The 24978-nt window shown below is 58.2% G+C and carries 26 protein-coding genes; 8 read left to right on the top strand and 18 right to left on the bottom strand.

Going from position 1 to position 24978, the window contains the following annotated elements; all coding sequences use genetic code 11:
• Positions 1–2 precede the first annotated feature (2 nt).
• Positions 3–323 (top strand): thioredoxin, encoded by a 321-nt coding sequence (trxA, locus tag T424_RS0113675; protein WP_027488232.1) that lies wholly within the window; start codon positions 3–5, stop codon positions 321–323.
• Positions 324–459: 136 nt separating this feature from the next.
• Here the strand turns inward: trxA and T424_RS0113670 are convergent, their stop codons facing one another.
• From T424_RS0113670 to T424_RS0113635, 8 genes are all read right to left on the bottom strand, one after another.
• On the bottom strand, positions 460–1803 hold the full coding sequence (locus T424_RS0113670) for a bifunctional folylpolyglutamate synthase/dihydrofolate synthase (RefSeq protein WP_027488231.1): 1344 nt from the start codon (positions 1801–1803) through the stop codon (positions 460–462).
• Positions 1804–1922: 119 nt separating this feature from the next.
• Entirely contained in the window at positions 1923–2831 is a 909-nt protein-coding gene (accD, locus tag T424_RS0113665) for an acetyl-CoA carboxylase, carboxyltransferase subunit beta (protein WP_027488230.1), read from the bottom strand.
• Positions 2832–2871: 40 nt separating this feature from the next.
• Entirely contained in the window at positions 2872–3711 is an 840-nt protein-coding gene (gene trpA / locus T424_RS0113660; RefSeq protein ID WP_027488229.1) for a tryptophan synthase subunit alpha, read from the bottom strand.
• Position 3712: 1 nt separating this feature from the next.
• Positions 3713–4933: a tryptophan synthase subunit beta gene (trpB, locus tag T424_RS0113655; RefSeq protein WP_027488228.1), complete on the bottom strand. Its 1221-nt coding sequence runs from the start codon at positions 4931–4933 to the stop codon at positions 3713–3715.
• 23 nt (positions 4934–4956) lie between these two features.
• The gene (locus T424_RS0113650) at positions 4957–5604 is read right to left on the bottom strand and encodes a phosphoribosylanthranilate isomerase (RefSeq protein ID WP_027488227.1); all 648 of its coding nucleotides are present in this window, start codon (positions 5602–5604) and stop codon (positions 4957–4959) included.
• A gap of 44 nt (positions 5605–5648) precedes the next feature.
• Positions 5649–6413 carry a M48 family metallopeptidase gene (locus T424_RS0113645; RefSeq protein WP_037067683.1) on the bottom strand — a complete coding sequence of 255 codons (765 nt, stop codon included), beginning with the start codon at positions 6411–6413 and terminating at the stop codon, positions 5649–5651.
• A gap of 90 nt (positions 6414–6503) precedes the next feature.
• Entirely contained in the window at positions 6504–6932 is a 429-nt protein-coding gene (locus T424_RS0113640; RefSeq protein ID WP_027488225.1) for a DUF2852 domain-containing protein, read from the bottom strand.
• A gap of 133 nt (positions 6933–7065) precedes the next feature.
• Positions 7066–8346, bottom strand: coding sequence for a polyhydroxyalkanoate depolymerase (locus T424_RS0113635; protein WP_027488224.1), 1281 nt, complete (start codon positions 8344–8346; stop codon positions 7066–7068).
• A 366-nt stretch (positions 8347–8712) separates the two neighbouring features.
• Here T424_RS0113635 and T424_RS0113630 point away from each other — a divergent pair, with 366 nt between their 5' ends.
• A complete protein-coding gene (locus T424_RS0113630; RefSeq protein ID WP_027488223.1) occupies positions 8713–9309 on the top strand; it encodes a nitroreductase family protein in 597 nt (198 codons plus the stop codon).
• Between the two features lie 222 nt (positions 9310–9531).
• Here T424_RS0113630 and gyrB read toward each other — a convergent pair whose 3' ends face one another.
• The 5 genes from gyrB to T424_RS0113605 form a co-directional block, all read right to left on the bottom strand.
• Positions 9532–11967, bottom strand: coding sequence for a DNA topoisomerase (ATP-hydrolyzing) subunit B (gene gyrB, locus T424_RS0113625; RefSeq protein ID WP_027488222.1), 2436 nt, complete (start codon positions 11965–11967; stop codon positions 9532–9534).
• A gap of 199 nt (positions 11968–12166) precedes the next feature.
• Positions 12167–12532: a helix-turn-helix domain-containing protein gene (locus tag T424_RS0113620; protein WP_027488221.1), complete on the bottom strand. Its 366-nt coding sequence runs from the start codon at positions 12530–12532 to the stop codon at positions 12167–12169.
• The gene (locus T424_RS0113615) at positions 12529–13092 is read right to left on the bottom strand and encodes a Smr/MutS family protein (protein WP_027488220.1); all 564 of its coding nucleotides are present in this window, start codon (positions 13090–13092) and stop codon (positions 12529–12531) included. Before T424_RS0113615 ends, T424_RS0113620 begins: the two co-directional genes overlap by 4 nt.
• Positions 13086–14210 (bottom strand): murein transglycosylase A, encoded by a 1125-nt coding sequence (gene mltA / locus T424_RS0113610; RefSeq protein ID WP_027488219.1) that lies wholly within the window; start codon positions 14208–14210, stop codon positions 13086–13088. The genes T424_RS0113615 and mltA overlap by 7 nt, the downstream gene beginning before the upstream one ends.
• On the bottom strand, positions 14207–14899 hold the full coding sequence (locus T424_RS0113605) for a Tim44/TimA family putative adaptor protein (RefSeq protein ID WP_027488218.1): 693 nt from the start codon (positions 14897–14899) through the stop codon (positions 14207–14209). Before T424_RS0113605 ends, mltA begins: the two co-directional genes overlap by 4 nt.
• 120 nt (positions 14900–15019) lie before the next feature.
• On the opposite strand from T424_RS0113605, the gene T424_RS0113600 reads away from it, so the two are divergent.
• Both T424_RS0113600 and secB read left to right on the top strand, forming a co-directional pair.
• On the top strand, positions 15020–15526 hold the full coding sequence (locus T424_RS0113600) for an FxsA family protein (protein ID WP_051558980.1): 507 nt from the start codon (positions 15020–15022) through the stop codon (positions 15524–15526).
• Positions 15527–15619: 93 nt separating this feature from the next.
• Complete coding sequence (secB, locus tag T424_RS0113595; protein ID WP_027488216.1) at positions 15620–16078, top strand: protein-export chaperone SecB; 459 nt, start codon at positions 15620–15622, stop codon at positions 16076–16078.
• A 191-nt stretch (positions 16079–16269) separates the two neighbouring features.
• Here the strand turns inward: secB and dnaQ are convergent, their stop codons facing one another.
• The 5 genes from dnaQ to T424_RS0113570 all read right to left on the bottom strand — a co-directional run bounded on the left by dnaQ (position 16270) and on the right by T424_RS0113570 (position 19961).
• Positions 16270–16980 (bottom strand): DNA polymerase III subunit epsilon, encoded by a 711-nt coding sequence (dnaQ, locus tag T424_RS0113590; protein WP_027488215.1) that lies wholly within the window; start codon positions 16978–16980, stop codon positions 16270–16272.
• 2 nt (positions 16981–16982) lie between these two features.
• Positions 16983–17573, bottom strand: a complete 591-nt coding sequence (gene coaE, locus T424_RS0113585; protein WP_027488214.1) for a dephospho-CoA kinase — start codon at positions 17571–17573, stop codon at positions 16983–16985.
• On the bottom strand, positions 17570–18430 hold the full coding sequence (locus tag T424_RS0113580) for a shikimate dehydrogenase (RefSeq protein ID WP_027488213.1): 861 nt from the start codon (positions 18428–18430) through the stop codon (positions 17570–17572). Before T424_RS0113580 ends, coaE begins: the two co-directional genes overlap by 4 nt.
• A complete protein-coding gene (locus T424_RS0113575) occupies positions 18427–19023 on the bottom strand; it encodes a Maf-like protein (protein WP_037067680.1) in 597 nt (198 codons plus the stop codon). The genes T424_RS0113580 and T424_RS0113575 overlap by 4 nt, the downstream gene beginning before the upstream one ends.
• Positions 19024–19139: 116 nt before the next feature.
• Positions 19140–19961 carry a pyruvate, water dikinase regulatory protein gene (locus T424_RS0113570; RefSeq protein ID WP_027488211.1) on the bottom strand — a complete coding sequence of 274 codons (822 nt, stop codon included), beginning with the start codon at positions 19959–19961 and terminating at the stop codon, positions 19140–19142.
• A gap of 401 nt (positions 19962–20362) precedes the next feature.
• Between T424_RS0113570 and hemE the strand changes: the two genes are divergently transcribed.
• From hemE to mnmE, 4 genes are all read left to right on the top strand, one after another.
• Entirely contained in the window at positions 20363–21397 is a 1035-nt protein-coding gene (gene hemE, locus T424_RS0113565) for a uroporphyrinogen decarboxylase (protein WP_027488210.1), read from the top strand.
• Positions 21394–21933, top strand: a complete 540-nt coding sequence (gene hemJ, locus T424_RS0113560; RefSeq protein ID WP_027488209.1) for a protoporphyrinogen oxidase HemJ — start codon at positions 21394–21396, stop codon at positions 21931–21933. The genes hemE and hemJ overlap by 4 nt, the downstream gene beginning before the upstream one ends.
• A 290-nt stretch (positions 21934–22223) precedes the next feature.
• Positions 22224–23489 (top strand): transcription termination factor Rho, encoded by a 1266-nt coding sequence (rho, locus tag T424_RS0113550; protein WP_027488208.1) that lies wholly within the window; start codon positions 22224–22226, stop codon positions 23487–23489.
• A 150-nt stretch (positions 23490–23639) separates the two neighbouring features.
• Positions 23640–24962 carry a tRNA uridine-5-carboxymethylaminomethyl(34) synthesis GTPase MnmE gene (gene mnmE / locus T424_RS0113545; RefSeq protein ID WP_027488207.1) on the top strand — a complete coding sequence of 441 codons (1323 nt, stop codon included), beginning with the start codon at positions 23640–23642 and terminating at the stop codon, positions 24960–24962.
• Positions 24963–24978 lie beyond the last annotated feature (16 nt).

The following is a 24978-nucleotide window of genomic DNA, read 5'->3' as shown; positions in this document are numbered from 1 at the left end:
CAATGGCTACCATTAAAGTTGACAGTTCGAATTTCGATGCGGAAGTCCTGCAATCCGCCGAGCCTGTTGTCGTTGACTTCTGGGCGGAGTGGTGCGGTCCCTGCAAGATGATTGCCCCCAGCCTTGAAGAGATTGCCACGGAAATGGCCGGCAAGGTCAAAGTGGCCAAGATCAACATTGACGAAAATCCGGATCTCGCCGCCAAGTTCGGCGTGCGCTCCATCCCGACGCTTGCCATGTTCAAGGGTGGCGAAGTGGCCGACATCAAGGTTGGCGCCGCGCCGAAGACCGCGCTGTCCAGCTGGATTTCCAGCGCCGCCTGAGATTGCGGGCAAAAGACATGCAAAAGGCCCGGTGAAAACCGGGCTTTTTTATTTGCCTTTTCAGGAAAGGTGAAAACCGGTTTTCGCCAAACGATGAAACCATCGCAGGAAATTACCGACATGCAGCCCCGGTGCTTCAGGCTGGCGGCGTGCCATTTTCCGCCAATGCCGCGCCGACGAGATAGAGCGAGCCGCCGATCAGGATGCGCGGCGGGATAGGATCGCCAGCCGTGCGTTCGCCAATGGCGGCGAGGGCTTCAGAGAGCGAAGAGACTGGCTCGGCGATAACGCCTGCATCGCAGGCGAAGTTAGCCAGCACCACCGGATCGAGCCCGGCATCGCTGCTGTCGATTGGTACGGTGAAGGCTTGTTTCGCCAATCCTTCGAAGGCCTTGAAATAGCCAAGCGGCTCCTTGGTGTTCAGCATTCCGGCGATGAGATAAAGCGGGCGCGGCTGGCGTTCCTCGAAGCCTGCCAGCGCTTCGGCAATCACCTCACCGGCGCCCGGATTATGTCCGCCATCCACCCACAATTCCGCATTGGCGGGTGCCTGGCGCACCAGCTTGCCCCAGCTCAACCTTTGCAGGCGGCCCGGCCATTCCACATCGGCCATGGCGACATCGGCCATGGCTTCCGTGACACCAAAACCCGCCGCCTTCACGGCGCGGATGGCGGCAGCGGCATTGGCATATTGGTGGCGCCCCGGCAGACGCGGCAGCGCAAGGTCCATAAGGCCCGTTTCGTCCTGATAAATCAGGCGGCCATGCTCCTCGAAGGAGATAAAATCCTGACCGAAGACAAAATGCGGGCAACCCAGCCGTTCCGCAGTTTCGATCAGCACGTCGCGGGCCGCCTCATAGGGCTGCTGGCCGATGACGACGGGGCAGGATTTTTTCATGATACCCGCCTTCTCGGCGGCTATAAGCTCCACGCTGTCTCCCAGATAGGCCTGATGATCCAGCGAGATCGGCATGATGACGGAGACTGCTGGATCATCCACCACATTGGTACAATCAAGCCGCCCGCCCATGCCAACTTCCATGATGACGGCATCGGCCGGATTTTCCGAAAACAGCACGAAGGCGGTGGCGGTGAGGAGTTCGAAAACCGTGATGGCCTGCCCGTCATTGGCCTTGGCAACACGGGTCAGCGCATCCGCCAGCATGGTATCCTCCACCAGCCGTCCCCGGCCCCCGGCGACACCGATACGGTAGCGCTCATGCCAGTTGACGAGATGCGGTGATGTGTGGACATGCACGGACTTGCCACCGGCTTCCAGCAGCGCCCGGCTGAAAGCGCTGACGGAACCCTTGCCGTTCGTACCGGCGACATGAATGACCGGGGGAAGCCGGTTCTGCGGATTGCCAAGGGTCTCGAGAAGCCGTCGCATCCGCCCGAGCGTCATGTCGAAGCCCTTGGGATGCAGGCCCATCAACTCGTTGATAATCCGTTCAGCCTCGCTTTGGGCTTTATCACTCATGGCGGCAGTCCGAGGGGATTGGCGTGGCGGAAAGCCATGCGGGAGGAAAGAAAAGGCCCGCACGGGCGGGCCTGAAGCATCGGACCGACATTATAGCGGTCCGATGTTCCGGTCATCCATCAGGCGGAAACGGCGCGGGAGGCCTCGACCACCGTCATCTTGCCAGCCTGCGGCTCGACAGGCTGCTTCATCATGATCTTCAACATGCGGGCCAGGGTTTCGGGAATATCGTGGCGCTTTACCACCATATCGACCATGCCATGCTCCAGCAGATATTCCGAGGTCTGGAACCCTTCCGGCAGCTTTTCACGAATGGTCTGCTCAATCACGCGCTTGCCTGCAAAGCAGATTTCAGCGCCGGGCTCGGCAATGTGTACATCGCCCAGCATGGCGTAGGAGGCGGTAACGCCGCCCGTGGTCGGATTGGTGAGAACCACGATATAGGGCAGGCCCGCTTCCTTCAGCATGTTGAGCGCAACGGTGGTGCGCGGCAATTGCATCAGCGAGAGAATGCCTTCCTGCATCCGCGCACCGCCCGAAGCCGGGAACATGACCAGCGGGCACTTTTCCTTCAAGGCGCGCTCGAAAGCCTTCACGATAGCCTCCCCGGCGGCAATGCCGAGCGAACCGCCCATGAAGTTGAACTCATGCACAACGGCAACGAGCTTGAGGCCCTTCACCATGCCGAGACCGGCGACGATCGTGTCTTCCTGCTCGGTCTTGGTGCGGCTGTCCTTGAGACGGTCGGCATATTTCTTGGAGTCGCGGAACTTCAGCGGATCCTGCGCCACCTTTGGCTGGGTGAAGGCTTCGTAATGTCCGCCGTCGAAAAGATCGGCAAGGCGGGCCTTGGCAGGCATCTTCATGTGATAGCCGGAGGCCGGAATGACCCACTTGTTCTCTTCCAGATCCTTGTGGAAGACCATTTCCCCGGTTTCCGGGCATTTGATCCAGAGATTATCCGGCACATCGCGACGGCCCAGCATGGAATTGATGCGCGGCCGAACGTAATTGGTGATCCAGTTCACTTTGAATACTCCTTACTGCAATGGCGCCATTTTACGGGCGCTACTCGGCCGCCGCAAGACGGGCGGTTCTGACGCCGCTGGCCAGCCCCTTGACCAGCGTTACCACTGCCTGCACCGTATCGGCCGTTGCACGGTCGTTCTTGTCGAGGCTCAAGGCCACCTGATTGACGATGGCCGTTCCCACGACCACGCCATCAGCGCTTGAACCGATGAGGCGGGCATGTTCCGCGGTCTTCACCCCGAAGCCGACGCAAATCGGCAGATCGGTATGCGATTTGAGGCGCTGAACAGCGCCCGCAACGCGCGAGGGATCCGGCAGCGCAGAGCCTGTAATGCCGTTCATCGAAACGTAATATACAAAGCCGGACGTGTTGTTAAGCACGGTCGGCAAGCGCTTGTCGTCGGTTGTCGGCGTGGCAAGGCGGATGAAGTTGATGTCACGCTTGCGGGCGGGAATGCACAGCTCGTCATCCATTTCCGGCGGCAGGTCCACGACGATCAAACCGTCTATGCCAGCCGCCAGCGCGTCGTCGAGAAAGCGCTCGACGCCATAGATGTAAATGGGATTGTAGTAGCCCATCATCACGATCGGGGTTGCCTGATCGGCCTCGCGGAATCTCCGGGCCAGATCCAGTGTTTTCACCAGGGTCTGACCGGCCTTCAAAGCCCGCTGACCGGCCAACTGAATGGCCGGGCCGTCGGCCATCGGGTCGGAAAAGGGCATACCCAGTTCGATCACGTCGGCACCGGCCTCCGGCAGGGCCTTCATGATGGCCAGCGACGTGTCGAAATCCGGATCGCCGCCCATGAAATAGGTGACGAGCGCCGGGCGGCCTTCCGCCTTCAGGTCACGGAAGCGTTTGTCCATACGTGCGGTCATATCAGAGCCCCATTCCCAGAATCTTGCCGACGGTGAAGATGTCCTTGTCTCCGCGTCCGCAGAGGTTCATCAGAATGATCTCGTCCTTGCCCATCTTCGGAGCGCGTTTGATGACTTCCGCCAGCGCATGGCTTGGCTCCAGCGCCGGAATAATGCCTTCCGTGCGGGTCAGCATCTGGAAGGCTTCCAGCGCCTCATGGTCCATGATCGGCACATATTCCACACGGCCCATGTCCTTCAGCCAGGCGTGTTCCGGGCCAATGCCGGGATAATCGAGACCGGCGGAAATGGAATGGCCTTCCTTGATCTGCCCATCGCTGTCCTGCAACAGATAGGTACGGTTGCCATGCAGGACACCGGGCGAACCAGCCGTTAGCGAAGCGCAATGCTCGTCACCGTCCAGGCCCTTGCCGCCAGCTTCGACGCCAACGATCTTCACGCCCGCGTCATCCAGGAAAGGATGGAAGAGGCCGATAGCGTTGGAACCACCGCCAACCGCAGCGACCAGCATATCCGGCAGGCGCCCTTCGGCGGCCATCATCTGTTCGCGCGTTTCCTTGCCGATTACCGACTGGAACTCGCGCACCATCTCCGGATAGGGATGCGGTCCTGCCGCCGTGCCGATCATGTAATAAGTGTCATCGACATTCGTGACCCAGTCGCGCAGCGCCTCGTTCATGGCGTCTTTCAGCGTACCGTGACCGGAGGTGACAGGCTTTACCTCCGCTCCCAAAAGCTTCATGCGGAAGACATTCGGGGCCTGACGCTCGACATCGGTCGCGCCCATATAGACGACACAGGGAATGCCAAAGCGAGCCGCAACCGTAGCCGAGGCAACGCCGTGCTGGCCCGCACCTGTTTCCGCGATGATGCGCTTCTTGCCCATACGCTTTGCAAGCAGGATCTGCCCAAGGCAATTGTTGATCTTGTGCGAACCGGTGTGATTGAGCTCGTCGCGTTTGAAGTAGATCTTCGCACCGCCCAATTCTGCCGTCAGCCGCTCAGCGAAATAAAGCGGGCTTGGACGGCCGGTGTAATGTGTGTTCAGGTGTTGAAGTTCTGCCTGGAACTCAGCGTCATTTTTGGCCTTCTCCCATTCTGCCTGAAGGTCGAGAATGAGTGGCATGAGTGTCTCTGCCACAAAACGCCCGCCGAAAATACCGAAGCGGCCATCTTCATCGGGGCCAGCCCGGAAGGAATTGGGATTTGGGCTCTCAGTCACCTTGCACTCCTCGAAACCGGCTCTCAGCCTTTTGCCTGCCGCACGGCGGCAAAAAATTCTTCCATCATCTGCATGTCCTTCACGCCCGCCGCGCTCTCGACGCCGGAGGAAACATCCAGACCTCTCGCGCCCGTTTGCTCCAGGGCCTGCGCTACATTGGCTTTGTTCAGGCCACCCGAAAGCATGTAATCCACGCTCTCGTCAAGATTTTGTAGCAAACGCCAGTCGAACGAAACCCCGTTGCCGCCCGGCAGTTCCGAACCGGCCGGCGGCTTGGCATCGAACAGGAAACGATCCGCCACCCCGATATAGGGCTCGATGCGCTTCAGATCATCGGGATCGCGAATGGAAAACGCCTTCATCAGCGGCAGGCCGTAAAGCGCTTTCAGCGTCAGCATCTGCTCCGGACTTTCATGACCGTGCAATTGCAGAATGTCCGGCTTCAGCAGATAAACGATGTCGTCCATGTCATCGGGATCGGCATCCACCGTCACGGCAACGATCTTTGCCTTGCCGCGCGCCTTTTCGGCAATGTGTCCGGCGAGATCGGGCTCGATATTGCGAGGGCTTTTTTCAAAGAAAATGAAGCCGATATGGGTAGCACCCAGAGAAACCGCCTTTTCAACGGCCTCTTCGGTCTTCAATCCGCAAATCTTTATATCCGGTTTCATGGCAGCGAAGTGGCATGAAATGCCGATGGAGTCGAGTAAAAACGTCAATCGAACTCGATGGCGTGAAGTTCGCTGCCATGGCGCTTCAACCACGCCTTGGCCTCGTCCATGCCCGGACATAATTCGCGGCACAAAGCCCAGAAGCCGGGGCCATGGTTCATTTCCCTCAGATGCGCCACTTCATGCGCTGCCAGATAATCGATGACGGCAGGCGGCGCCATGACGATGCGCCAGGAAAAGCTCAAATTGCCCTGCCAGGAACACGAACCCCAGCGGCTCCTCGTATCCTTCATGGTCAGACCGTTCGCCGCCTTGCCGAGGCGGCGGGTGTGGACCGCCACAAGCCTCTCGAGATCGCCTTTGGCCTCTTTTTTCAGAAAGGCCGAAAGCCGCCGCCCCAAATGTTCCTCAAGACCGCTGACCCGGATCACCGGCACGCCGTCTTCCATGGCGGTTTCCGTCACGCCGCGCAAATGTCCGGTATGGACAATGCGATGTGGCACGCCGCGCAACAGGATTTCACCGCCCGCCCTCAGACTGTTATCCTTGTCGTAGCGGGCGAGCCTTGCGGCGATCCAGCCGCGATGCCGGTCGAGAAACTCGGAAATATCCGCCTCGCGCAGGCCCTTGGGAACCGTCATTCGAAGGGCCCGGCCACCCGGTTCGATCCGCAACGTCAATCGGCGGGCGCGGACATTTTCGCGAATGGTCACGGTCACATCGCGGCCAGCGACATCGACCACCCGCTCGCGGAGCGCGGAAGGTGTCCTGGTTCTGCGGGCAGGTCTTTGCAGGAACATGGGAAGCATGTGCCGAGATAGAGGACCGGGCTTCGACATTGTCAATAAAAAACGCCGATACCCTTGGCACCGGCGCCTGTTTTTGCAGACAGGACATGCTCAGTTCTGGTCGGATGGACCCGTCTGTCCCGACTGTCTGACGGAGCGTTCGCGCAGGAAGCGATCAAATTCTTCCTGGTCCCGCGCACGGCGCAATTCCCGCATATAGCTTTCGAATTCCTCCCGCATGGCATCGAGCTTGCGGCGTTCTTCTTCAATGCGCTCCAGTTCGGCGCGGCGCCAATCGTCGAAGGCGACGTTGCCGCTTTGGGGCCAGCGGGCCGCAGACCCCATCTTGAAGCCCCGGCATTTTTCTCTCATGCCGTCTGCGGCCTCGTTTGCGGATTTCTTGAACGTCTCGAAGCGATCGCCGAAGAGGATATAGGCCAGCATGGCAAGGCCGAGCGGCCAGAACACCATGAAGCCAAGCACCATGAGAGCAACGGTTGCCGGCGTCCAGGCCGGACGCAGCAATGCTGACTGGTTCATTCCATCATCCTCACATCTTGCCGGAAGCCCCATGCTACCGGACAAATTCGAGATGGGAACGGCAAACGGACCGTTCAAGAAACGGCCCGTCGAATTTCAGCAGCAGACGAAAAATGTGATCGACACAACGCCGTCAGGCGCTCTTTCCGCCCTTGATGACCCGCTTTACCACGCCGGATGCGGCGGGCCGGGAATGTTCCTTGGCAAAGGAGACGATGCGCGGGGCAATTTCCTTGCGGAAGCGCGAACCGTTGAACACACCGTAATGGCCAACATCGGGCTGCATGTAATGCATCCGCTTGGTATCGGGAATATTCACGCACAGATCCTGCGCGGCCTTGGTCTGGCCGGGGCCGGAAATGTCGTCGTTTTCACCTTCCACCGTCAATAGTGCCGTATTGCGAATGGCGGCGAGATCGACCGGCTTGCCCCGATGGGTCATTTCGCCCTTGGGCAGCGAATGCTTCATGAAAACGGTATCGACGGTCTGGAGATAGAATTCCGCCGTCAGATCCATCACCGCCAGATATTCATCGTAAAAATCGCGGTGCTTTTCGGCGGGCTCGCCATCATTCTTCACGAGATGCATGAAGAAGTCCTTGTGGGCGATCATGTGCCGGTCAAGGTTCATGGACATGAAGCCCGACAATTGCAGGAAGCCGGGATAGACCGGCCGCATGAAGCCCGGCTGCGGCCACGGCACCGGCATGATGACATTTTCCTGGAACCATTCCAGCGGCTTGTTTTTCGCCAGTTCGTTGACGGCCGTCGGGTTGATGCGTGTATCGATAGGCCCGCCCATCAGCGTCATGGTTGCCGGATGAAGCGGGTCGTTCTCGGCCTCCATACGGGCAACCGCCGCCAGAACCGGAACCGAGGGCTGACAGACGCCGACGACATTGGTGCCCGGGCCAAGATGATGCAGCATCTCGATCACGTAATCGATATAATCGTCGAGATCGAAATTGCCGTCCGTCATCGGCACCATCCGGGCATCGATCCAGTCGGTGATATAGACATTGGCATGAGGCAAAAGCGCCTCGACCGTGCCGCGCAACAGTGTTGCATAATGGCCGGACATCGGCGCCACCAGCAGAATCTTCGGATCATCCGGACGCGGCGTCTTCAAGGAGCGGTTGAAGTGGATGAGATTGCAGAAGGGCTTTTTCCACGTCACCACTTCCGTGACCTGCACGGGCGCACCGTCGATCATCGTGGTCGGCAGCCCGAATTCCGGCTTGCCATATCGGCGCGTGGTGCGCTCGAACACTTCCAGGCTGGCCGCCATGGTCCGGCCAAGCACGGTGTGCGACAGCGGATTGAGAGGATTGGCAATGGCCAGCCGCATGGCATCGGCTGTTGCCCGGAAGGGCGCCATGGCAGCATGATTCATTTCATAAAGCTGATAGAACATTGCAGGCTTATCCTTGCCTCAAGGGTTTCCCGACCAGCCCGGAAGCCGCTGCCCGATATTGCAGGGCATTGCAGCGTGGCAAACTGATGTGTCTCAAGGAATATGGCGCAAAGAAGTTAACTTTTCCAGCCAGACAAAATCCGGGGTTTCCTGTGGCCAAGGCCTGCCCATTCATCGAAACGAGGAATTTCTCGAGAGGTAACGTTTCGGGAAGGGCGAGACTATTCCTTCTCTCCTTTTCGTTGGCGCAACAGGGGTTATATAGTGTCAGGCTTGCGGGTATGCGCTTGAACGCCCAATCCCCTGCCCGCGCGTCCCGTGAATCCGTTTCTTTTCCATACCGCATCAAAAAAGGATTTTATCTCCATGACGGCCAGCAATAACCGCAGCTCTGAATATGATATTGACCCGCTTTTTCTCGACCGTTGGTCGCCGCGCGCCTTCTCGGGCGAAGCCATGAGCAAGGAAGCGCTGTTCGCCATTCTCGAAGCGGGCCACTGGGCACCCTCGGCGTTCAACATGCAGCCCTGGCGTTTCGTTTACGCGCTGAAGGGCGATGCCCACTTCGACACATTGCTGGGCGGTTTGATCGAGTTCAATCAGGGCTGGGCCAAAAACGCATCCGCGCTGGTTTATGTCGTCTCCGACACCCTCAGCCGCCCCGCTGACGGTTCTGCGCCCAAGCCTTCGCGCAGCCACAGCTTCGATGCAGGCGCAGCCTGGGGTTATATGGCGCTTCAAGCCGTGAAATCCGGCTATTATGCCCACGCCATGACAGGTGTTGATTTCGACAAGGCAAGCTCGGTTCTTGGCGTTCCCGGCGAATACAGGATCGAAGCTGCCGTGGCCATCGGCAAGCTGGGAGACAAGTCCGTTCTGCCAGAAGGCCTTCAGGCTCGTGAAGTGCCCAATAACCGCAAGCCGCTGGCAGAGGTGGCTTTCGAGGGCAAGTTCAAGGCCTGACAAGACTTTTGGAGCGGTTCATTGTTTCACGGAAACATTGAGCTGCTCTCCCCGGCTGGTTCATGCCGTCGCTGCGGAATGTTTCACGTGAATCACGTTAACCATTCTTTTCCCCGGCACCACGGACAGAGCGCTTTCACAGCGGCGATCGGAACATGCCAAAACGAAAGCGGCGCCACACGGGCGCCACTCTGATTCAGCCGGTCATTGTCATTACCCGGATCAGATGTCCAGATTGGCAACGCTCAGCGCGTTTTCCTGAATGAAGTCACGGCGCGGCTCGACTTCATCGCCCATGAGACGGGCAAACAGACCATCGGCATCGGTGGCGTCATTGACACGCACCTGCAAAAGCGAGCGGACATTCGGGTCCAGCGTGGTTTCCCAAAGCTGCTCGGCGTTCATTTCGCCCAGCCCCTTGTATCGCTGCATCGAAAGACCCTTGCGCCCGAAGGAGAAGACTGCATCCAGCAGGCTGCGCGGGCCGGAAATGTCCTGCTGCCCGTCCTTGCGGGTCAGAACCGGCGGCGCGGCATAAATGTCCTTGAGACGCGGCGCGAGCTGATCGATGTGGCGGGCATCCGCAGAACCGATCAGGGCAACGTCGAGCGTGGCAACTTCCTTCACGCCACGCACCATGCGCTCGAAACGCAGGCCGCCTTCATTGGTCACATGGCCGGTCCAGCCGCGTTCCGTTTCCTCGGCAATGAGGTCGAGACGCTTGGCGACTTCGGCCGCCGTTTGTTCGGCCAGCTCTTTGTTTGCGGTCAGCTCATGGTTCATGGCGCCGACGATAGCCGCCTGTTCCACGACCGTACGATTGTAGCGCGAATGGAGACCATCCAGCAGCGAGCGCAGCTTCAGCGCATCTCCAATGACTTCCCGCAGATCCTGGCCGACACGCACTTCGCCCGAACCGAGCTTCAGCGATGCATCTTCAAGGCCCTGCGTGATCAGATAGTCTTCCAGCGCCTTTTCATCCTTCAGATACTGAATGGATTTGCCGCGTGTTACCTTATAAAGCGGCGGCTGGGCGATGTAGAGATGACCACGCTCGATCAGCTCCGGCATCTGCCGGAAGAAGAAGGTGAGCAGCAGCGTGCGAATATGCGCGCCATCCACGTCGGCATCGGTCATGATGATGATCTTGTGGTAACGCAGCTTGTCTGCGTTGAACTCATCCTTGCCGATAGAGGTGCCGAGCGCGGTAATCAGCGTGCCGATTTCCTGGCTGGACAGCATCTTGTCGAAGCGTGCCCGCTCGACATTGAGGATCTTGCCGCGCAGCGGCAGAATGGCCTGTGTTTCACGCGAGCGGCCCTGTTTGGCGGAGCCGCCAGCCGAGTCACCCTCGACGAGGAAGAGTTCCGATTTCGACGGATCGCGCTCGGAGCAGTCGGCGAGCTTGCCCGGCAGCGAGGCAATGTCGAGCGCGCCCTTGCGGCGGGTCAGTTCGCGGGCCTTGCGGGCGGCTTCACGGGCCACGGCGGCCTCCACCACCTTGCCGACGAGAATCTTTGCTTCGGAAGGATGCTCTTCCAGCCAGGTGGACAGCGCCTCGTTGACCAGATTTTCCACCACGGGGCGAACTTCGGAGGAAACCAGCTTGTCCTTGGTCTGAGACGAAAACTTCGGATCCGGCACCTTGACCGACAGCACGGCGCTCAGGCCTTCACGGCAATCGTCGCCGGTGAGCGAGACCTTCTCCTTCTTGATAATGCCGGAGCTATCGGCATAGGAGGTGATCTGCCGGGTCAATGCGCCACGGAAACCGGCCATATGCGTGCCGCCATCGCGCTGGGGAATGTTGTTGGTGAAGCACAGCACGTTTTCATGGTAGCTGTCATTCCACCACATCGCCACTTCGACGGTGATGCCGTCCTTTTCGCCCTTGATATAGACAGGCTTGTCCACCAGCGATTTCTTGGAGCGGTCGAGATAACGCACGAAAGCCTCAAGGCCGCCGTCATAGATCATCTCTTCCTGACGGATGTCGGATTTGCGCTTGTCGGTCAGCAGAATGCGCACGCCCGAATTCAGGAAGGCCAGTTCGCGCAGCCGGTGTTCCAGCGTGCCGTAGTCAAATTCGGTCTTCGTGAAGGTTTCGGCGCTGGGCAGAAAGGTGACTTCCGTGCCGGAGCGCCCTTCATAGCTGCCCGTCACCGCCAGCGGCGCATCGGCAACGCCATGGGTGAAGCTCATTTCATGCACCTTGCCGCTGCGGCGGATGCGCAGGCTGAGCTTGACGGAAAGCGCATTGACCACCGACACGCCGACGCCGTGCAGACCGCCGGAAACCTTATAGGAATTCTGGTCGAATTTGCCGCCCGCATGAAGCTGGGTCATGATGACTTCCGCAGCCGAAACGCCTTCGGAAGAGTGAATATCCGTGGGAATGCCGCGACCATTGTCCGTGACCGTTACCGACCCGTCCGCATTGAGCGTGACCGTGACGATATCGGCATGACCGGCCAGCGCCTCGTCGATGGCGTTGTCCACGACTTCGTAGACCATGTGGTGCAGGCCCGAACCGTCATCGGTATCGCCGATATACATGCCGGGCCGCTTGCGGACCGCATCCAGGCCCTTCAGCACCTTGATGGAGTCTGCGCCATATTCAGCGCTGGCGCCATTTTGGGGATCGGTCATTTCACTCATCGGCGATCTTTCCAGTATCAGCAGGCCGGGACCGGCAGAGGTTCGCAATTCACTTCAATGCATCATCCGGCTACCGCTGGCAGGCGAGAAATATGCTTTCGCGAATCACGCGATTGTCTTAACCCCGGACTATAGGAACTTTGCGGCGACTTCCAAATCGGTAGCGCCACCTGAGGTGAGAAATCAGGGGATTTCGCGGCTATTTCCGCCGAACGGCCCTGTTCAGCACGGCTTGCATCTCCTCTAGCACATCCGGCGGCAGGGTGCGAATCATCCGTGAGAGGTTATTGGCAAAAGCCGTATAGGCCGCGGGCATTCCCGCCGTGTCCACCACCACGCGCGGATGCGAGGCATCGGCATCGGCAAAAAGCGCTTCCGCCTCATCCCAGATGATATTGAAATAGCCGGCTATGCGCTGAAGAAGATCGAAGCTTGGCCTGCCGCGCCGTCCATGTTCCAGCGCCGAGAGATAGGCCGGGCTGACGCCGATCGCTTTCGCCATCTGTTTCTGCGTCACGCCCTTTTCCTCCCGCAGACGGCGCACCGCGTCTCCGAAGGGGGTCATGATGCTTCTCCCCTGCGCCGTGCAAGGCGGACATAAAGTGCACCCTCCCCGCCGTGATGCTGGGCCGCTGGCTCATGCGAGGAAATCAGAAAGCGAAATTCCGGCTTGGAAAACCACATCGGCACGGCACGTTTCAAGGCGCCCTCACTGCCCATGGAACTACCCTTTCCGGTAATCACCAGCACATGCCGCAGCCCGCGTTCATGGGCGCGCATCAGAAAATCCAGCAGCATCGCATGGGCTTCGCTCTGGATCATGCCATGCAGGTCTATCCGCGCCTCAAGCGGCAATTTACCCCGCGAGAGCTTGCGCTTCACCGGCTTTTCCAGCGGATGATGCCGACCTGACGGCTTTGGCGCAACGGCAGGCTGTTCAGCGGATGGCTGAAGCGAGGAAGGTGCCAGCATTTCCGCCGGACTGGCCTTGGCCATCTCCTCCTCAAGGGAAAACAGATCTTCGAAAGCGGTCAATTCTTCCAGACGTCCGGGCATGGGACGGGTGGAGCGTGCAACCTTTCCCCACAGAATGCGGTCTTCCGCGCTGATCACCTTCTTCACCATGCGCCGAACCTCACCGCTGCATCGCGAGGAACGAGAAGGTAAAAATCCGCTTCGTTTCGCACCGCGCCTGCACGTTCGCCTGCCTCAAAGCCGGATCCCGTGAATATATCGCCCCGCGCAGGACCGACGATGGCCGAACCGGTATCCAGTGCCAGCATCAAACGGGCAAAGGCCCGGCCCTCATCCAGCCGGGTCAGGCTTGGCGAATGAACGAAAAACGGAAAACCGAATGTGTGGATCAACCGATCCACGGCAAGCGAGCGTCCGGCCAGAAGCGGCACCTTGGCGGCGGCTACCGGCCCGCGATCCGCATCTTCCACCTCCGCCTCGCGGAAGAAAATATAGGATCGATTATGCCACATCACCTCGTCGGCCTGTTCAGGATGATCCGCGAGCCACCGACGAATCGCCTGCATCGACATGCGCTCGAGCGGGATCTCTCCGCGTTGCAACAACACCCCCCCAATGGCGGAAAAAGGATGCCCCGCCTTGGCGGCATAGGTGATGCGGCGCATGGCGCCGTCTGGATAAACAAGGCGCGCGGCACCTTGAACATGGGCAAAGAACACATCGATGCGGGAGCGCGCCCAGGCAATCTCCAGACCCCGCCCCTGCAAAAATCCTTCATCGATCGCCCGGCGGTCGGGATAGACCGTTATGCCTCCATTTTCCGCGTGTCCGAACATGTAGCCGGAGTCCATAAAGGCGGGACGATTGGCGTCGTCAAGATCGACGAGATCGTCCGGGCGGCGGTAGAAGGGATGGCGAAAGAGGGAATCCGGCCGATCGGAGACATCGACCTCTGGCTCGTAATATGCGGTTACAAAGCCGGATTCTCCATCCTTCCTGCGGATTTGAAAGACGCGGCAATGGCGTTCGAAAAAGCGGCGGGCAGCCTCAGCCGTGGCGGGGCGCGCTCGCCGGGCGGCCTCAAGGAGGGGCAGGAGATCGGCGGTTGAAAGGCCGAGGCGCCCCGTGCGGTAAGGCTTTCCCTTATCCAAATGGGCAAGGCAGTCTTCCATGACGCGAAAAAGGCTGGTGGGATCATCATCCCTCCAGCCAGGAATTGCATCGAATGCCGTCTGTTCCAAACGAAATGGAAGATCGGATGCCATCATTGTTCGGATTCGGTTGCGATAAGCTTCCAGTTCGGATCGCGTGAACGGCTGTCACGGGCGAAGGTCCAGATGTCGTTGACGTCGCCGACATTCTCGGCATCGCCATCGATCAGGGTGCCATTGCGGTCATAGGTGGCGGAGATAAGCTGGCTGACGATGCGAACCGTGAGCTGCTCTTCCTGGTCTTTCAAACCGGCGCTGAGGATTTCGGCCTTCTCGATACCCACGAAGGTCGTCTTCAGCAATTCGCCCTGGCGTTCACGCTCGCTGATCGCCGCATCGAACCCGTCATAGACTTCTTTCGACAACAGGCTCTTCAGGGTCTTGCGGTCGCCATTGGCGAAGGCCACCACCACCATCTCATAGGCAATTTTCGCACCTTTGAGGAATTCCTGCGGAACAAAGGACGGATCGACATCGGCCACCTGCCGCAACTGGCCATTGATCGCCGATCCGGGTTCTGCAAAGGCATCGATGGCGGCATAGCGGTTTTCCGCTTCGCCATCTTCGCGACGAGAAACCGTGACAACCTTGCTGTCATCGGCCGGGGCGGCAGAGCTATTGCGCTGAAAGGGATCGACAGGAGGCTTTTCATTGCCCGTTCGACGGCCAAGCACACTGCGAAGCTGGAAAAAAATCAGCACCGCTGCGGCAAGGAAAAACAATGTTACAAAATCATTTGAGCCCATGGACCGTCGAACCGCCGTTTAATTTCTTCGTTGAAGATACCATATAGTTTGTTCATCTGCCTTATTCAAAGGGGCAGGAACGCTGAAACAGGTCTAAAACCGGCCATGTTAGGAGACAGGATGTATCTACCGGCTGCTTTATTGCTTCTGCTGCCTCTGGCTGAAATTGCCGGCTTTGTGCTGATGGGGCAATGGATCGGGGTCTTGCCGACGCTGGGGCTGGTCATTGCTTCAGGCGTGATTGGTGTACTGGTTCTCAAGCAGCAGGGCGTCACGCTCGTAAACCGGCTGCGGCAACGCCAGGCCACATCGCCCGAAGCGATGGCCCGCGACGCGATGGAGGGCACGGCACAGATGTTCGGCGGGCTCCTCCTCGTCATTCCTGGTTTTCTCACCGATATTCTCGGCATCATGCTGCTTATTCCGATGGTAAGGACACGGCTTTGGGACTTTTTACGACCGCAGATCGTGACGGTGCGCAACAGCCGCCGAACCCGCACCGAGGCTCGTTCCGGCAGCCAGCATGGCGCATCGGCCAATATGGTGATCGATCTCGATCACTCCGATTTCGAGCGCCAGCCGGGCAAGCCTGATACGCCATGGAACAATCGTCCACCCGAAAGCTGAGTTTGCGGGCGCCATGGTTCTGGGGCGCAAGGGTTGTGAGGGGTTAGCCAAAATGCTAGATGGCCCAGACCAAATCAGCGTTGAGGAAGCCCAATGGCCAACGAAAACAGCACTGAGGGCCCGTCCCTCAATATCCTTGCCCAGTACATCAAGGATCTTTCCTTTGAAAATCCGGGTGCCCCGCACTCGCTTCAGGCCCGTGACAAGGCTCCGGCAATCAACATCAATGTCAATGTGAACGCCAACGCGCTTTCCGAAACGGATTTCGATGTCGTGCTTTCGCTCAGCGCCGAAGCACGTGAAGGCGAAAAGCCGGTTTTCGCGACCGAACTCGTCTATGGTGGTGTTTTCCGCATTACGGGTTTCCCGCAGGAGCATATGCTGCCGGTTCTTTTCATCGAGTGCCCGCGCCTGCTGTTCCCCTTCGCCCGCCAGATCATTGCCGACGCCACGCGCAATGGCGGCTTCCCGCCGCTGATGATCGATCCCATCGATTTCGCGCAGATGTTTGCCCAGCGCGTTGCCGCCGAACAGGGCCGTACCGACAACTGAGCGGAATTTTTCGGACGAAAAAAAAGCGAGGCATTCCGGTGCCTCGCTTTTTTCGTGGTCTTTTCGAAAGCCCTATTCCGTATTGCTGCCGGAGGGACCGGCATACAGCGCCGTGCGTTTTATCAAACGCACAAAGGACGCTGTAACACTTTAAATCTGCTGCATAATTTTCACCTTAAATAGATTCCGATTTAAGGAATTATGCAGTAGGTGTTCCAGATGGCCTTTGCCCCAAGCCGCTGCAACAGTTTTGCATGGCGGGCCTTTTCGTCTTCGCTCAACCGGGATGGAAGTGCACGGGGCCTGGGTGGAAGAGCAATTGTGACCTCCTGCTGTTCCTCGTTTTGCCGCCGTTGCTGATTGCCGCCCTGCTCAAGGCCGAAGGTAGCCTGCCGGCCCCCCAGCATCTCGATATAGACTTCCGCCAGCAATTCGGAGTCAAGCAAGGCGCCGTGCTTGGTTCGATGCGAGTTGTCGATGCCGTAGCGACGGCAGAGCGCATCCAGCGTATTCGGCCCCATCGGGTGCTTGCGGCGCGCGAGCGCCAGCGTATCGATGACCATATCCCCGGCAATCGGCGGACGGTTGAGGCGAGCAAGCTCGGCGTTGATGAAGCCCATATCGAAGGTCGCATTGTGGGCCACCCATTTCGCACCTTCGAAAAAAGCCAGGATTTCATCGACCACCTCGTCGAAACGCGGCTTGTCCTTCAGGAAATCATCTGTGATGCCGTGAACGGCCAAAGCATCGGGATGAACGGTCTTGTCGCCGGGATTGATGTAGAAATGCAGGGTGCGGCCGGTGGGGAAGTGATTGAAGAGTTCCACGCCACCGATTTCGATGACCCGATCCGATTTGTTTTCAAGACCGGTGGTTTCCGTATCGAATACAATTTCCCGCATGGTCAGTTTTCTTCCTGTAAGAGGCTGGAGAGGATTTCGCGAACCTGCCTTCTGGCCGCATCCACTCCCTCGCCGGTATCGATTATGAAATCCGCCCGCGCGCGTTTTTCTGCATCCGGCATTTGCCGGGACAGCACGAAATCAAGCTTTTCTTCCGTCCAGCCCGGCCGTGCCAGAACGCGCCGACGCTGCTCCTGTGCAGGGCAACTGACAACGGCCACCTTGTCCAGCCTCTTTTCGGCGCCGCTTTCATAAAGCAGGGGAATATCGAGGACAACCAGCCTTGCGCCCGCCTTTTCCTGGTCCTCGAGAAAGCGAAGTTCACGCCCGCGCACGAGCGGATGAACCACGGCCTCCAGGCGTGCAAGCGCCTCTGGCTGCTGCGCTAACAGGCGCGAAAGGATTGCCCTGTCGATCACGCCGCCGATGACGGCAGCAGGAAATAGCCTGCCCACAGGTTCAACGGCCTCTGCCCGATAAAGATCATGCACCGTGGCATCGGCATCGTGAACGGCAATGCCCTCATCCTTGAACATCGCCGCAGTGGTGGATTTCCCCATGCCGATGGAGCCGGTAAGTCCGAGCCTGATCACCCATGCGCCTCCAGATCGGCCTCGACGCGCTGCCTGAGTTCGGGCGTGACCTCTGGCCTGCGGCCAAACCATTTTTCAAAGCCGGGAACCGCCTGATGCAGCAACATGCCAAGACCATCGACGGTCGCCAACCCCGCTGCCTCCGCCTCTCGCAACATCTGGGTTTTCAGCGGAACATAGACAATATCGGTAACGATGGCACTGGCCGCCAGCCTGTCCCAGCGGATCTTCGGGAAAGCCTCGCCTTTCATGCCAAGCGAGCTGGTGTTGATGAAAAGATCAGCCCCGCCCAAAACCTCATCCAGAGCCGCCATGCCATGTGCAAACACTCTTTCTCCGAAGAGATGCGCCAGCTCCTGCGCCCGCTGGACCGTTCTGTTCACCACGTGAATTTCGCGAATGCCGCGATCCCGCACCGCTTGAATGATGGCCCGGCTTGCTCCCCCTGCCCCAAGCACCACCGCTTTATCGGCCTTTGCCCAATCCGGCTGGTGCTGGTCGAGATTGGCCGCAAAACCATAAGCGTCGGTGTTGGTGGCACACACCTTTCCCTCCTCCACCCACAAGGTATTGGCTGCGCCGATTTCTCTGGCGATGTCATCGACGTGATCGGCCAGACGGCAGGCCTCTTCCTTGTGCGGTATGGTAATGTTTCCACCCCGATAGCCGGATTCCCCGCTGCGCAACCCCGCAATGAAAGCGTGAAAATCCTCGGGCGAAACCTCGACGGCTGCATAAGAGCCGAAGAGATTGAATTGTTGCAGCCAGTAACCGTGGATGATCGGCGAGCGCGAATGCCGTATTGGATAGCCGGCAACGAAAGCACGGGGCGAAATGGTTTCACGTGAATCATTCATTGGTCGATCTCACCCTGCAAGCGCAGTTGCGTCAGAAGCGGCACGAGCGGCACGCCGACGATTGTAAAGTAATCGCCTTCGATAGCGGAGAAAAGCTGAATGCCCAAACCTTCCACCTGATAGGCGCCGACACTTTTTAACACTGCATCGCCAGCGCGATCCAGATAGGCTTCAAGCCATGTGTCCGAGAAATCCCGAACCGTCAGATGCGCCTTGCTGACATGCTGCCAAAGCACTTCCCCATCCCGTGCAAGGGCCAAAGCGCTGTTGAGAACATGCGTCTTGCCCCGCAGCGAGGCCAGATGCTCGCGGGCGCCGTTGCGGTCGGCAGGCTTGTGATAAACGCGATTTCCAAGGCTCATCGTCTGGTCGCCGCCGATCACCAGAGCTCCGGACATGCGGCGGCTGACGGCCAGAGCCTTTTCCCGTCCCAGCAGAAGCGCCAACTCGTCCGGCAGCAAGGACTGGTGCTCCGCCCGGCTTTCGATCTCGCGTTCATCGACGCCGGGAGCTGCAACATCGAAGGTCAATCCTGCCTGCGTTAGCAATTGCCGGCGAAATGGACTGGTGGAAGCAAGAACAAGTTGGCTCATGAGGGCAATCCGATCTGCAATTTTTTAACGAGAGAGGCCACGATCCGGCGTCAGCATCTGGCCTTCGACTTGTTTCCCCAAGCCTCTTTCACGGGAAACATCGAAGAGGGAGCGGGTTAGACCAGCTTCTGGCGCAACGCAATGATTGCGGCTGCCGTTTCTTCGATCGAGCGGCGCGTGACATCAATGATCGGCCAGTTATGCCGCGCACAAAGCATACGGGCATATTTCAACTCCTCAACGATACTGGCGCGATCGGTATAATCACCGGGATCGAAGCCCTGCACATGTCCCAGTTCCCGATGTCCGCGCACCTGCGAGATCCGGTCGGAGGTGGCGATCAATCCGATGATCAGCGGTTTTTTGGCATTCAAAAGCGCCTGCGGCAGCGGCGCTCCCGGCACAATGGGAATATTCGCGGCCTTGATGCCGCGATTGGCGAGATAGATCGAGGTTGGGGTTTTGGAGGTTCGGCTGATCCCGACAAGGACAACATCGGCCTGTTCGTAATCCTCCTGCATCTGGCCGTCGTCATGATCCATGGCGTAATTGAGGGCTTCGATGCGGGCAAAATAATCGGCATTCATTCGATATTGCGCGCCGACCCTGCGCCGGGAGAGTGGGCCCAGATAGGTCTGAAACGTCCCAATGACGGGCTCCAGTACATTGACACTCGGCACACCGAGACTGCTACATCCCTCATCGATCAGAGCCGCAAGCTCCTGATCGACCATGGTGTAAAGCACAATGCCCGGTTCGCGATCGATCGCTTCCAGCACGGCGCTCATTTGCCGCTTGTTGCGGATCAGGGGATAGACATGCTCGATGGGTGAGCAATGGGAAAATTGCACGGCCGCGGCGCGCCCCGCCGAGATCAACGTCTCGCCCGTGGAGTCCGAAATCAGATGCAAATGAAAGAAATTTTTTCTGTTCTCCACGCTATCCTGAGCCACCTGTTGAAAAGCCGGGATAAAAGGAGCTAGCCGCAGGCCACCGCCTCTGACAAGGGGAAAGACCCCGCTTTTTCCACAGAAGTAACCCGTCGGGACATCGCTCAGCGAGGTTTGTGGATAAGACTCATGATGAGCAGACTGCGGTAAATTGTCCACCGCTTTTCCACAGCCGCGAGAAAATGTCTGAATTCTTATGCTATTGGAAAAATTGACTTATTTATAATTTCCTCAGCGGCACTGTGAATTTGCCGCGCTTTGTCCCATCTCTTGGGGGCCTATCGTCCGGAGGCGCCTTTTGTGTGGAGTGGCTTTAAACCTTGCTACCCACAGACTCTTAGAAATAGAAAAAAGAAAGATTCTCTCTTTTAAGATTTGAAAGGGCTCTCATGAGCGCGGTGCCACGGAAAGTACTGAGCGTATTGAAGGGTGAAACCATCACCCCCCCGCCAATCTGGCTGATGCGCCAGGCCGGTCGCTATCTTCCCGAATATCGCGCAACGCGCGCCAGGGCCGGTAGTTTCCTCGACCTTTGTTATAATCCCGAGCTTGCCACGGAGGTGACGCTTCAGCCGATCCGCCGCTATGGCTTCGATGCGGCCATTCTATTTTCCGACATCCTCGTGATCCCGGATGCTTTGAAGCGCAACGTTACCTTTACTGAAGGCCACGGGCCGCAGATGACCCCCATACAGGCCGATGAGATCGACAGCCTGAAGGGTATGGAGATTTTCCCGCATCTGGATCCGGTTCTTGCAGCGGTTTCCGGTATTCGCGCCGGCCTGCCGGAAGAAACCACGCTGCTCGGTTTCTGCGGTGCGCCCTGGACGGTGGCGACCTATATGATCGCCGGACATGGCACGCCAGACCAGGCCCCGGCGCGGCTCTTTGCCTATCGGCATCGAAAGGCCTTTCTGACCCTTCTGGATCTGTTGGCCGACCTATCCGCGGCCTATCTGGTACGCCAGATCAAGGCGGGAGCCGATGCCGTGCAGATTTTCGATTCCTGGGCAGGCGTTCTTGGAGAAGACGAGTTCGAGGATTTCTGCATTCGTCCGGTTCAGCGCATGATAGCAGCGGTAAAGGCTGAATGCCCCGCTACCCCGGTGATTGCTTTTGCAAAGGGCGCTGGCTATCTGCTCAAGACCTATCGCCGCAAGACCGGCGCCGATGCAATTGGTCTCGACTGGTCCGTGCCGCTGGCTTTTGCACGCGAGCTTCAGCAGGAGGGGCCGGTGCAGGGCAATCTCGATCCCATGCGCGTCGTAGCCGGCGGGGCGGCAATGCTGGAGGGTGCCGATCGCATTCTCGATGCGCTGGGACATGGGCCGCTGATTTTCAATCTTGGCCATGGCATCACCCCGCAGGCGGATCCTGACGCGGTTTCGCAGCTTGTGGCTCACATCCGGAAGGACATGGCATGAGTGAGCGCCAGACCGATGCAAGGCAGGGAAACAAGGCCGCAAAACGCGCCCTGACGGCGCTGATGCTTTTCGTGCTGACAGGCCTGTTTATTTACAGCGCTTCATCCGAGCAGTCCTATCTCTGGCTGAAGGCCTTGCATGTCATCGCAATCATTTCCTGGATGGCGGGGTTGCTGTATCTGCCTCGCCTCTTCATCTACCATTTCGACGCCCCGAAGGGATCGGAACAGGCTCAGACCTTTTCCGTCATGGAGCGACGGCTGATCAATGTCATCATGCGTCCTGCCATGGCGGTCTCGTGGATCCTTGGCCTTTATCTCGCATGGTCGGTTTACGGTTTTCACGGTGGCTGGTTACATGCGAAACTGGCTGCGGTTGTTTGTCTCACCGGGGCCAATGAATATCTGGGGATCGCGTCGCGTTCCTTCGCGCGGGGCGCGTATCCCCGCTCGCCATCTTTCTGGCGCGCTTTCAACGAAATTCCGACGGTTTTGATGATCGTCATCGTTATTCTGGTCATCGTAAAACCGTTTTGATGCGGCACGTTCCGGCGAAACGGGAGAATTGCCGGGGCCAATGCCAGTTTTGAACCTGACCATCCCCGGCACATGCTCGAGCCAAAACGCGAGCCTGCAAGTGATCCATGGGAGGTTGTTGTCGTTGAAATGCGTTTTAACCGGCAGGCCCTCTTGCGGAAATCAAGGCACATCGCTATTTTCCCAATCACTTCATCCTAGCGGCTTTTATTTTATTGCGCTGTCGGTCCTGCCGAAAGACCCGAAACGCCGCAGACATTTCCCAATACTCTTCCAACGTGGTCCCCTTCATGGCTGAAATGAAGCTTCAAGAACTCAAGAGCAAATCACCTACCGATTTGCTCACCTTCGCCGAATCGCTCGAGGTCGAAAACGCCAGCACCATGCGCAAGCAGGAGCTGATGTTTGCGATTCTCAAGATGCTGGCCAGCCAGGACGTGGAAATCATCGGCGAAGGCGTTGTCGAGGTCTTGCAGGACGGCTTCGGTTTTCTGCGCTCGGCCAATGCGAACTACCTTCCCGGCCCGGACGATATTTACATATCCCCCTCGCAGATCCGCCGTTTTTCTCTGAAAACCGGCGATACGGTGGAAGGCCCCATTCGCGGCCCGAAGGAAGGCGAGCGCTACTTCGCCCTGCTCAAGGTCAACACCATCAACTTCGAGGATCCGGAGAAGATCCGGCATAAGGTTCATTTCGATAACCTGACGCCGCTCTATCCGAATGAACGATTCAAGATGGAACTTGAGGTTCCGACCTCCAAGGATCTTTCGCCGCGGGTAATCGACCTTGTCGCGCCGCTGGGCAAGGGCCAACGTGCCCTGATCGTTGCGCCGCCGCGCACAGGTAAAACGGTGTTGTTGCAGAACATCGCCCATTCCATCACCGCAAATCATCCCGAATGTTATCTCATCGTCCTGCTGATCGACGAGCGTCCGGAAGAAGTGACCGACATGCAGCGCTCCGTGCGGGGCGAGGTGGTCTCTTCCACCTTTGACGAACCCGCGGTTCGTCACGTTCAGGTGGCCGAAATGGTGATCGAAAAGGCCAAGCGGCTCGTCGAACATGGTCGCGACGTCGTGATCCTGCTCGACTCCATCACGCGATTGGGGCGCGCCTATAACACCGTTGTCCCTTCCTCCGGCAAGGTTCTGACGGGCGGTGTCGATGCCAACGCGCTCCAGCGTCCAAAACGCTTCTTTGGCGCAGCGCGTAATATCGAGGAAGGCGGCTCGCTGACCATTATCGCAACCGCGCTGATCGATACCGGCAGCCGCATGGATGAAGTCATCTTCGAAGAGTTCAAGGGCACCGGTAACTCGGAAATCGTTCTTGACCGTAAGGTTGCCGACAAGCGCATCTTCCCCGCCATGGATATTCTCAAATCCGGCACGCGTAAGGAAGACCTGCTCGTGCCAAGACAGGACTTGCAGAAAATCTTCGTTCTTCGCCGGATTCTTGCGCCGATGGGAACCACGGATGCAATCGAGTTCCTCATCGACAAGCTGAAGCAGACAAAGAACAACGGTGACTTCTTCGAGTCGATGAATACCTGACGGCAGGCGGGACCGGATATTGTTCGGCCCCATGCTGCCAAAAATTTTTAGTAGCCGGATTCCTTGGCCTTCGATCGTGTGATCGAAGGCCAATTGCATTTTCGCTCATGACGATGGCGGACGGCAATTTTACATTCAGGCGGTGATCGAATGCGATTTCAGGATAACGACACCATCATAGCCCTTTCGTCGGGCGCGCTACCGGCGGGAATTGCTGTCATTCGCTTTTCCGGTCTGCGCACTCGTCATCTCCTGGAAAGCTTTTGCGGCTCCGTGCCGGAGCCGCGATACGCCGCCTTCAGATCGATTCGAAACCGCAACGGACTTCTGCTCGATCAGGGCCTCGCGTTGTTCTTCCCAGGGCCGCATTCCTTTACTGGTGAGGATAGCGGCGAATTTCATGTCCATGGAAGTCGGGCCGTCGTTGCATCGCTTCTGGCCGAAATGGCGAGCATTGCCGGGTGCAGACTGGCGGAGGCTGGCGAATTCTCACGCCGCGCTTTCGAAAATGGCAAGCTTGACCTGCTTGAAATCGAGGGTTTGGCGGATCTTCTGGCCTCTGAAACAGAAATGCAGCGGCGGCAGGCCATTGCGCAGGCGGAGGGTGGGGCCACAAGGCTTTATGCAAGCTGGCGGGAGAAGCTGGTGCATTGCCGGGCAATGATCGAGGCGGAACTTGATTTCGCCGACGAGGACGACATTCCCGGCTCTGTGTCACAACGGATCTGGCCAGAGCTCCGCGACCTCCTGGTGCTTTTGCGGCGTGCGGTGGCCGGTGAAAAACAGGGCGAGATCATTCGGGATGGCTATCATGTGGTTATCGCCGGTGCACCCAACGCCGGTAAATCCAGTTTGATGAATGGTCTTGCCGGGCGCGAAGTTGCTATTGTCACCCATTACGCCGGGACAACACGCGACATTCTTCAAGTCGATCTCGATCTTGAAGGTTATGTAGTTCGTCTGTATGACACGGCAGGAATTCGCTCGACCGACGAGGTGGTTGAAAAAGAGGGTATCCGACGCGCCTTGATCAAGGTGCAGGAAGCTGATCTTGTACTCTACCTTCATGACATGACCTCGGATCATGACGAGCTTGATCTGCCAGCTTCCGTGCCTGTCATCAAAATCGGTACGAAGTGCGATCTTGGGTCGAGAAAAGATCTTACCGGGTTCGAGCGGAGCATTTGTACGACCGATCAGACTGACCTCGACTGGCTGAAGCATCGCATTCTGGAATCGATTCGCTCCCGGTTTGAATTTGGCGAAGGCATTGTGCCAAGCCGGTTGCGGCATGTGGAGCAACTTAAAACGGCCGCTGAATTCGTCGAGGCGAGTCTCGTGGAAGATCTCGGCCTTGAAGTCCGGGCAGATTTTCTTCGCAGCGCAAGTGATGCACTGGAAAGATTGATCGGTCGAGTCGATACCGAAACATTGCTTGGAAAAATCTTTTCGGAGTTCTGTGTCGGAAAATGATTCACGTGAAACACAA

This window comes from Allorhizobium undicola ORS 992 = ATCC 700741, assembly GCF_000621665.1.
Classification (GTDB): Bacteria; Pseudomonadota; Alphaproteobacteria; order Rhizobiales; family Rhizobiaceae; genus Allorhizobium; species Allorhizobium undicola.
Note: the sequence above shows the minus strand (reverse complement) of the source record. Positions and strands in the feature narration are given on the sequence as shown.

Bases quoted from the DNA above. Each gene is read 5' to 3' on its own strand.
- T424_RS0113600 (WP_051558980.1), top strand. From the start codon at position 15,020: ATGTATCTACCGGCTGCTTTATTGCTTCTGCTGCCTCTGGCTGAAATT.
- hemE (WP_027488210.1), top strand. From the start codon at position 20,363: ATGAGCGCGGTGCCACGGAAAGTACTGAGCGTATTGAAGGGTGAAACC.
- secB (WP_027488216.1), top strand. From the start codon at position 15,620: ATGGCCAACGAAAACAGCACTGAGGGCCCGTCCCTCAATATCCTTGCC.
- T424_RS0113635 (WP_027488224.1), bottom strand. From the start codon at position 8,346: ATGTTCTATCAGCTTTATGAAATGAATCATGCTGCCATGGCGCCCTTC.
- T424_RS0113575 (WP_037067680.1), bottom strand. From the start codon at position 19,023: ATGAGCCAACTTGTTCTTGCTTCCACCAGTCCATTTCGCCGGCAATTG.
- T424_RS0113650 (WP_027488227.1), bottom strand. From the start codon at position 5,604: ATGAAACCGGATATAAAGATTTGCGGATTGAAGACCGAAGAGGCCGTT.
- T424_RS0113605 (WP_027488218.1), bottom strand. From the start codon at position 14,899: ATGGGCTCAAATGATTTTGTAACATTGTTTTTCCTTGCCGCAGCGGTG.
- T424_RS0113615 (WP_027488220.1), bottom strand. From the start codon at position 13,092: ATGGTGAAGAAGGTGATCAGCGCGGAAGACCGCATTCTGTGGGGAAAG.
- hemJ (WP_027488209.1), top strand. From the start codon at position 21,394: ATGAGTGAGCGCCAGACCGATGCAAGGCAGGGAAACAAGGCCGCAAAA.
- T424_RS0113645 (WP_037067683.1), bottom strand. From the start codon at position 6,413: ATGCTTCCCATGTTCCTGCAAAGACCTGCCCGCAGAACCAGGACACCT.
- trpA (WP_027488229.1), bottom strand. From the start codon at position 3,711: ATGACCGCACGTATGGACAAACGCTTCCGTGACCTGAAGGCGGAAGGC.
- rho (WP_027488208.1), top strand. From the start codon at position 22,224: ATGGCTGAAATGAAGCTTCAAGAACTCAAGAGCAAATCACCTACCGAT.
- T424_RS0113670 (WP_027488231.1), bottom strand. From the start codon at position 1,803: ATGAGTGATAAAGCCCAAAGCGAGGCTGAACGGATTATCAACGAGTTG.
- trxA (WP_027488232.1), top strand. From the start codon at position 3: ATGGCTACCATTAAAGTTGACAGTTCGAATTTCGATGCGGAAGTCCTG.
- T424_RS0113630 (WP_027488223.1), top strand. From the start codon at position 8,713: ATGACGGCCAGCAATAACCGCAGCTCTGAATATGATATTGACCCGCTT.
- mltA (WP_027488219.1), bottom strand. From the start codon at position 14,210: ATGATGGCATCCGATCTTCCATTTCGTTTGGAACAGACGGCATTCGAT.
- T424_RS0113580 (WP_027488213.1), bottom strand. From the start codon at position 18,430: ATGAATGATTCACGTGAAACCATTTCGCCCCGTGCTTTCGTTGCCGGC.
- dnaQ (WP_027488215.1), bottom strand. From the start codon at position 16,980: ATGCGGGAAATTGTATTCGATACGGAAACCACCGGTCTTGAAAACAAA.
- T424_RS0113620 (WP_027488221.1), bottom strand. From the start codon at position 12,532: ATGACCCCCTTCGGAGACGCGGTGCGCCGTCTGCGGGAGGAAAAGGGC.
- gyrB (WP_027488222.1), bottom strand. From the start codon at position 11,967: ATGAGTGAAATGACCGATCCCCAAAATGGCGCCAGCGCTGAATATGGC.
- mnmE (WP_027488207.1), top strand. From the start codon at position 23,640: ATGCGATTTCAGGATAACGACACCATCATAGCCCTTTCGTCGGGCGCG.
- T424_RS0113640 (WP_027488225.1), bottom strand. From the start codon at position 6,932: ATGAACCAGTCAGCATTGCTGCGTCCGGCCTGGACGCCGGCAACCGTT.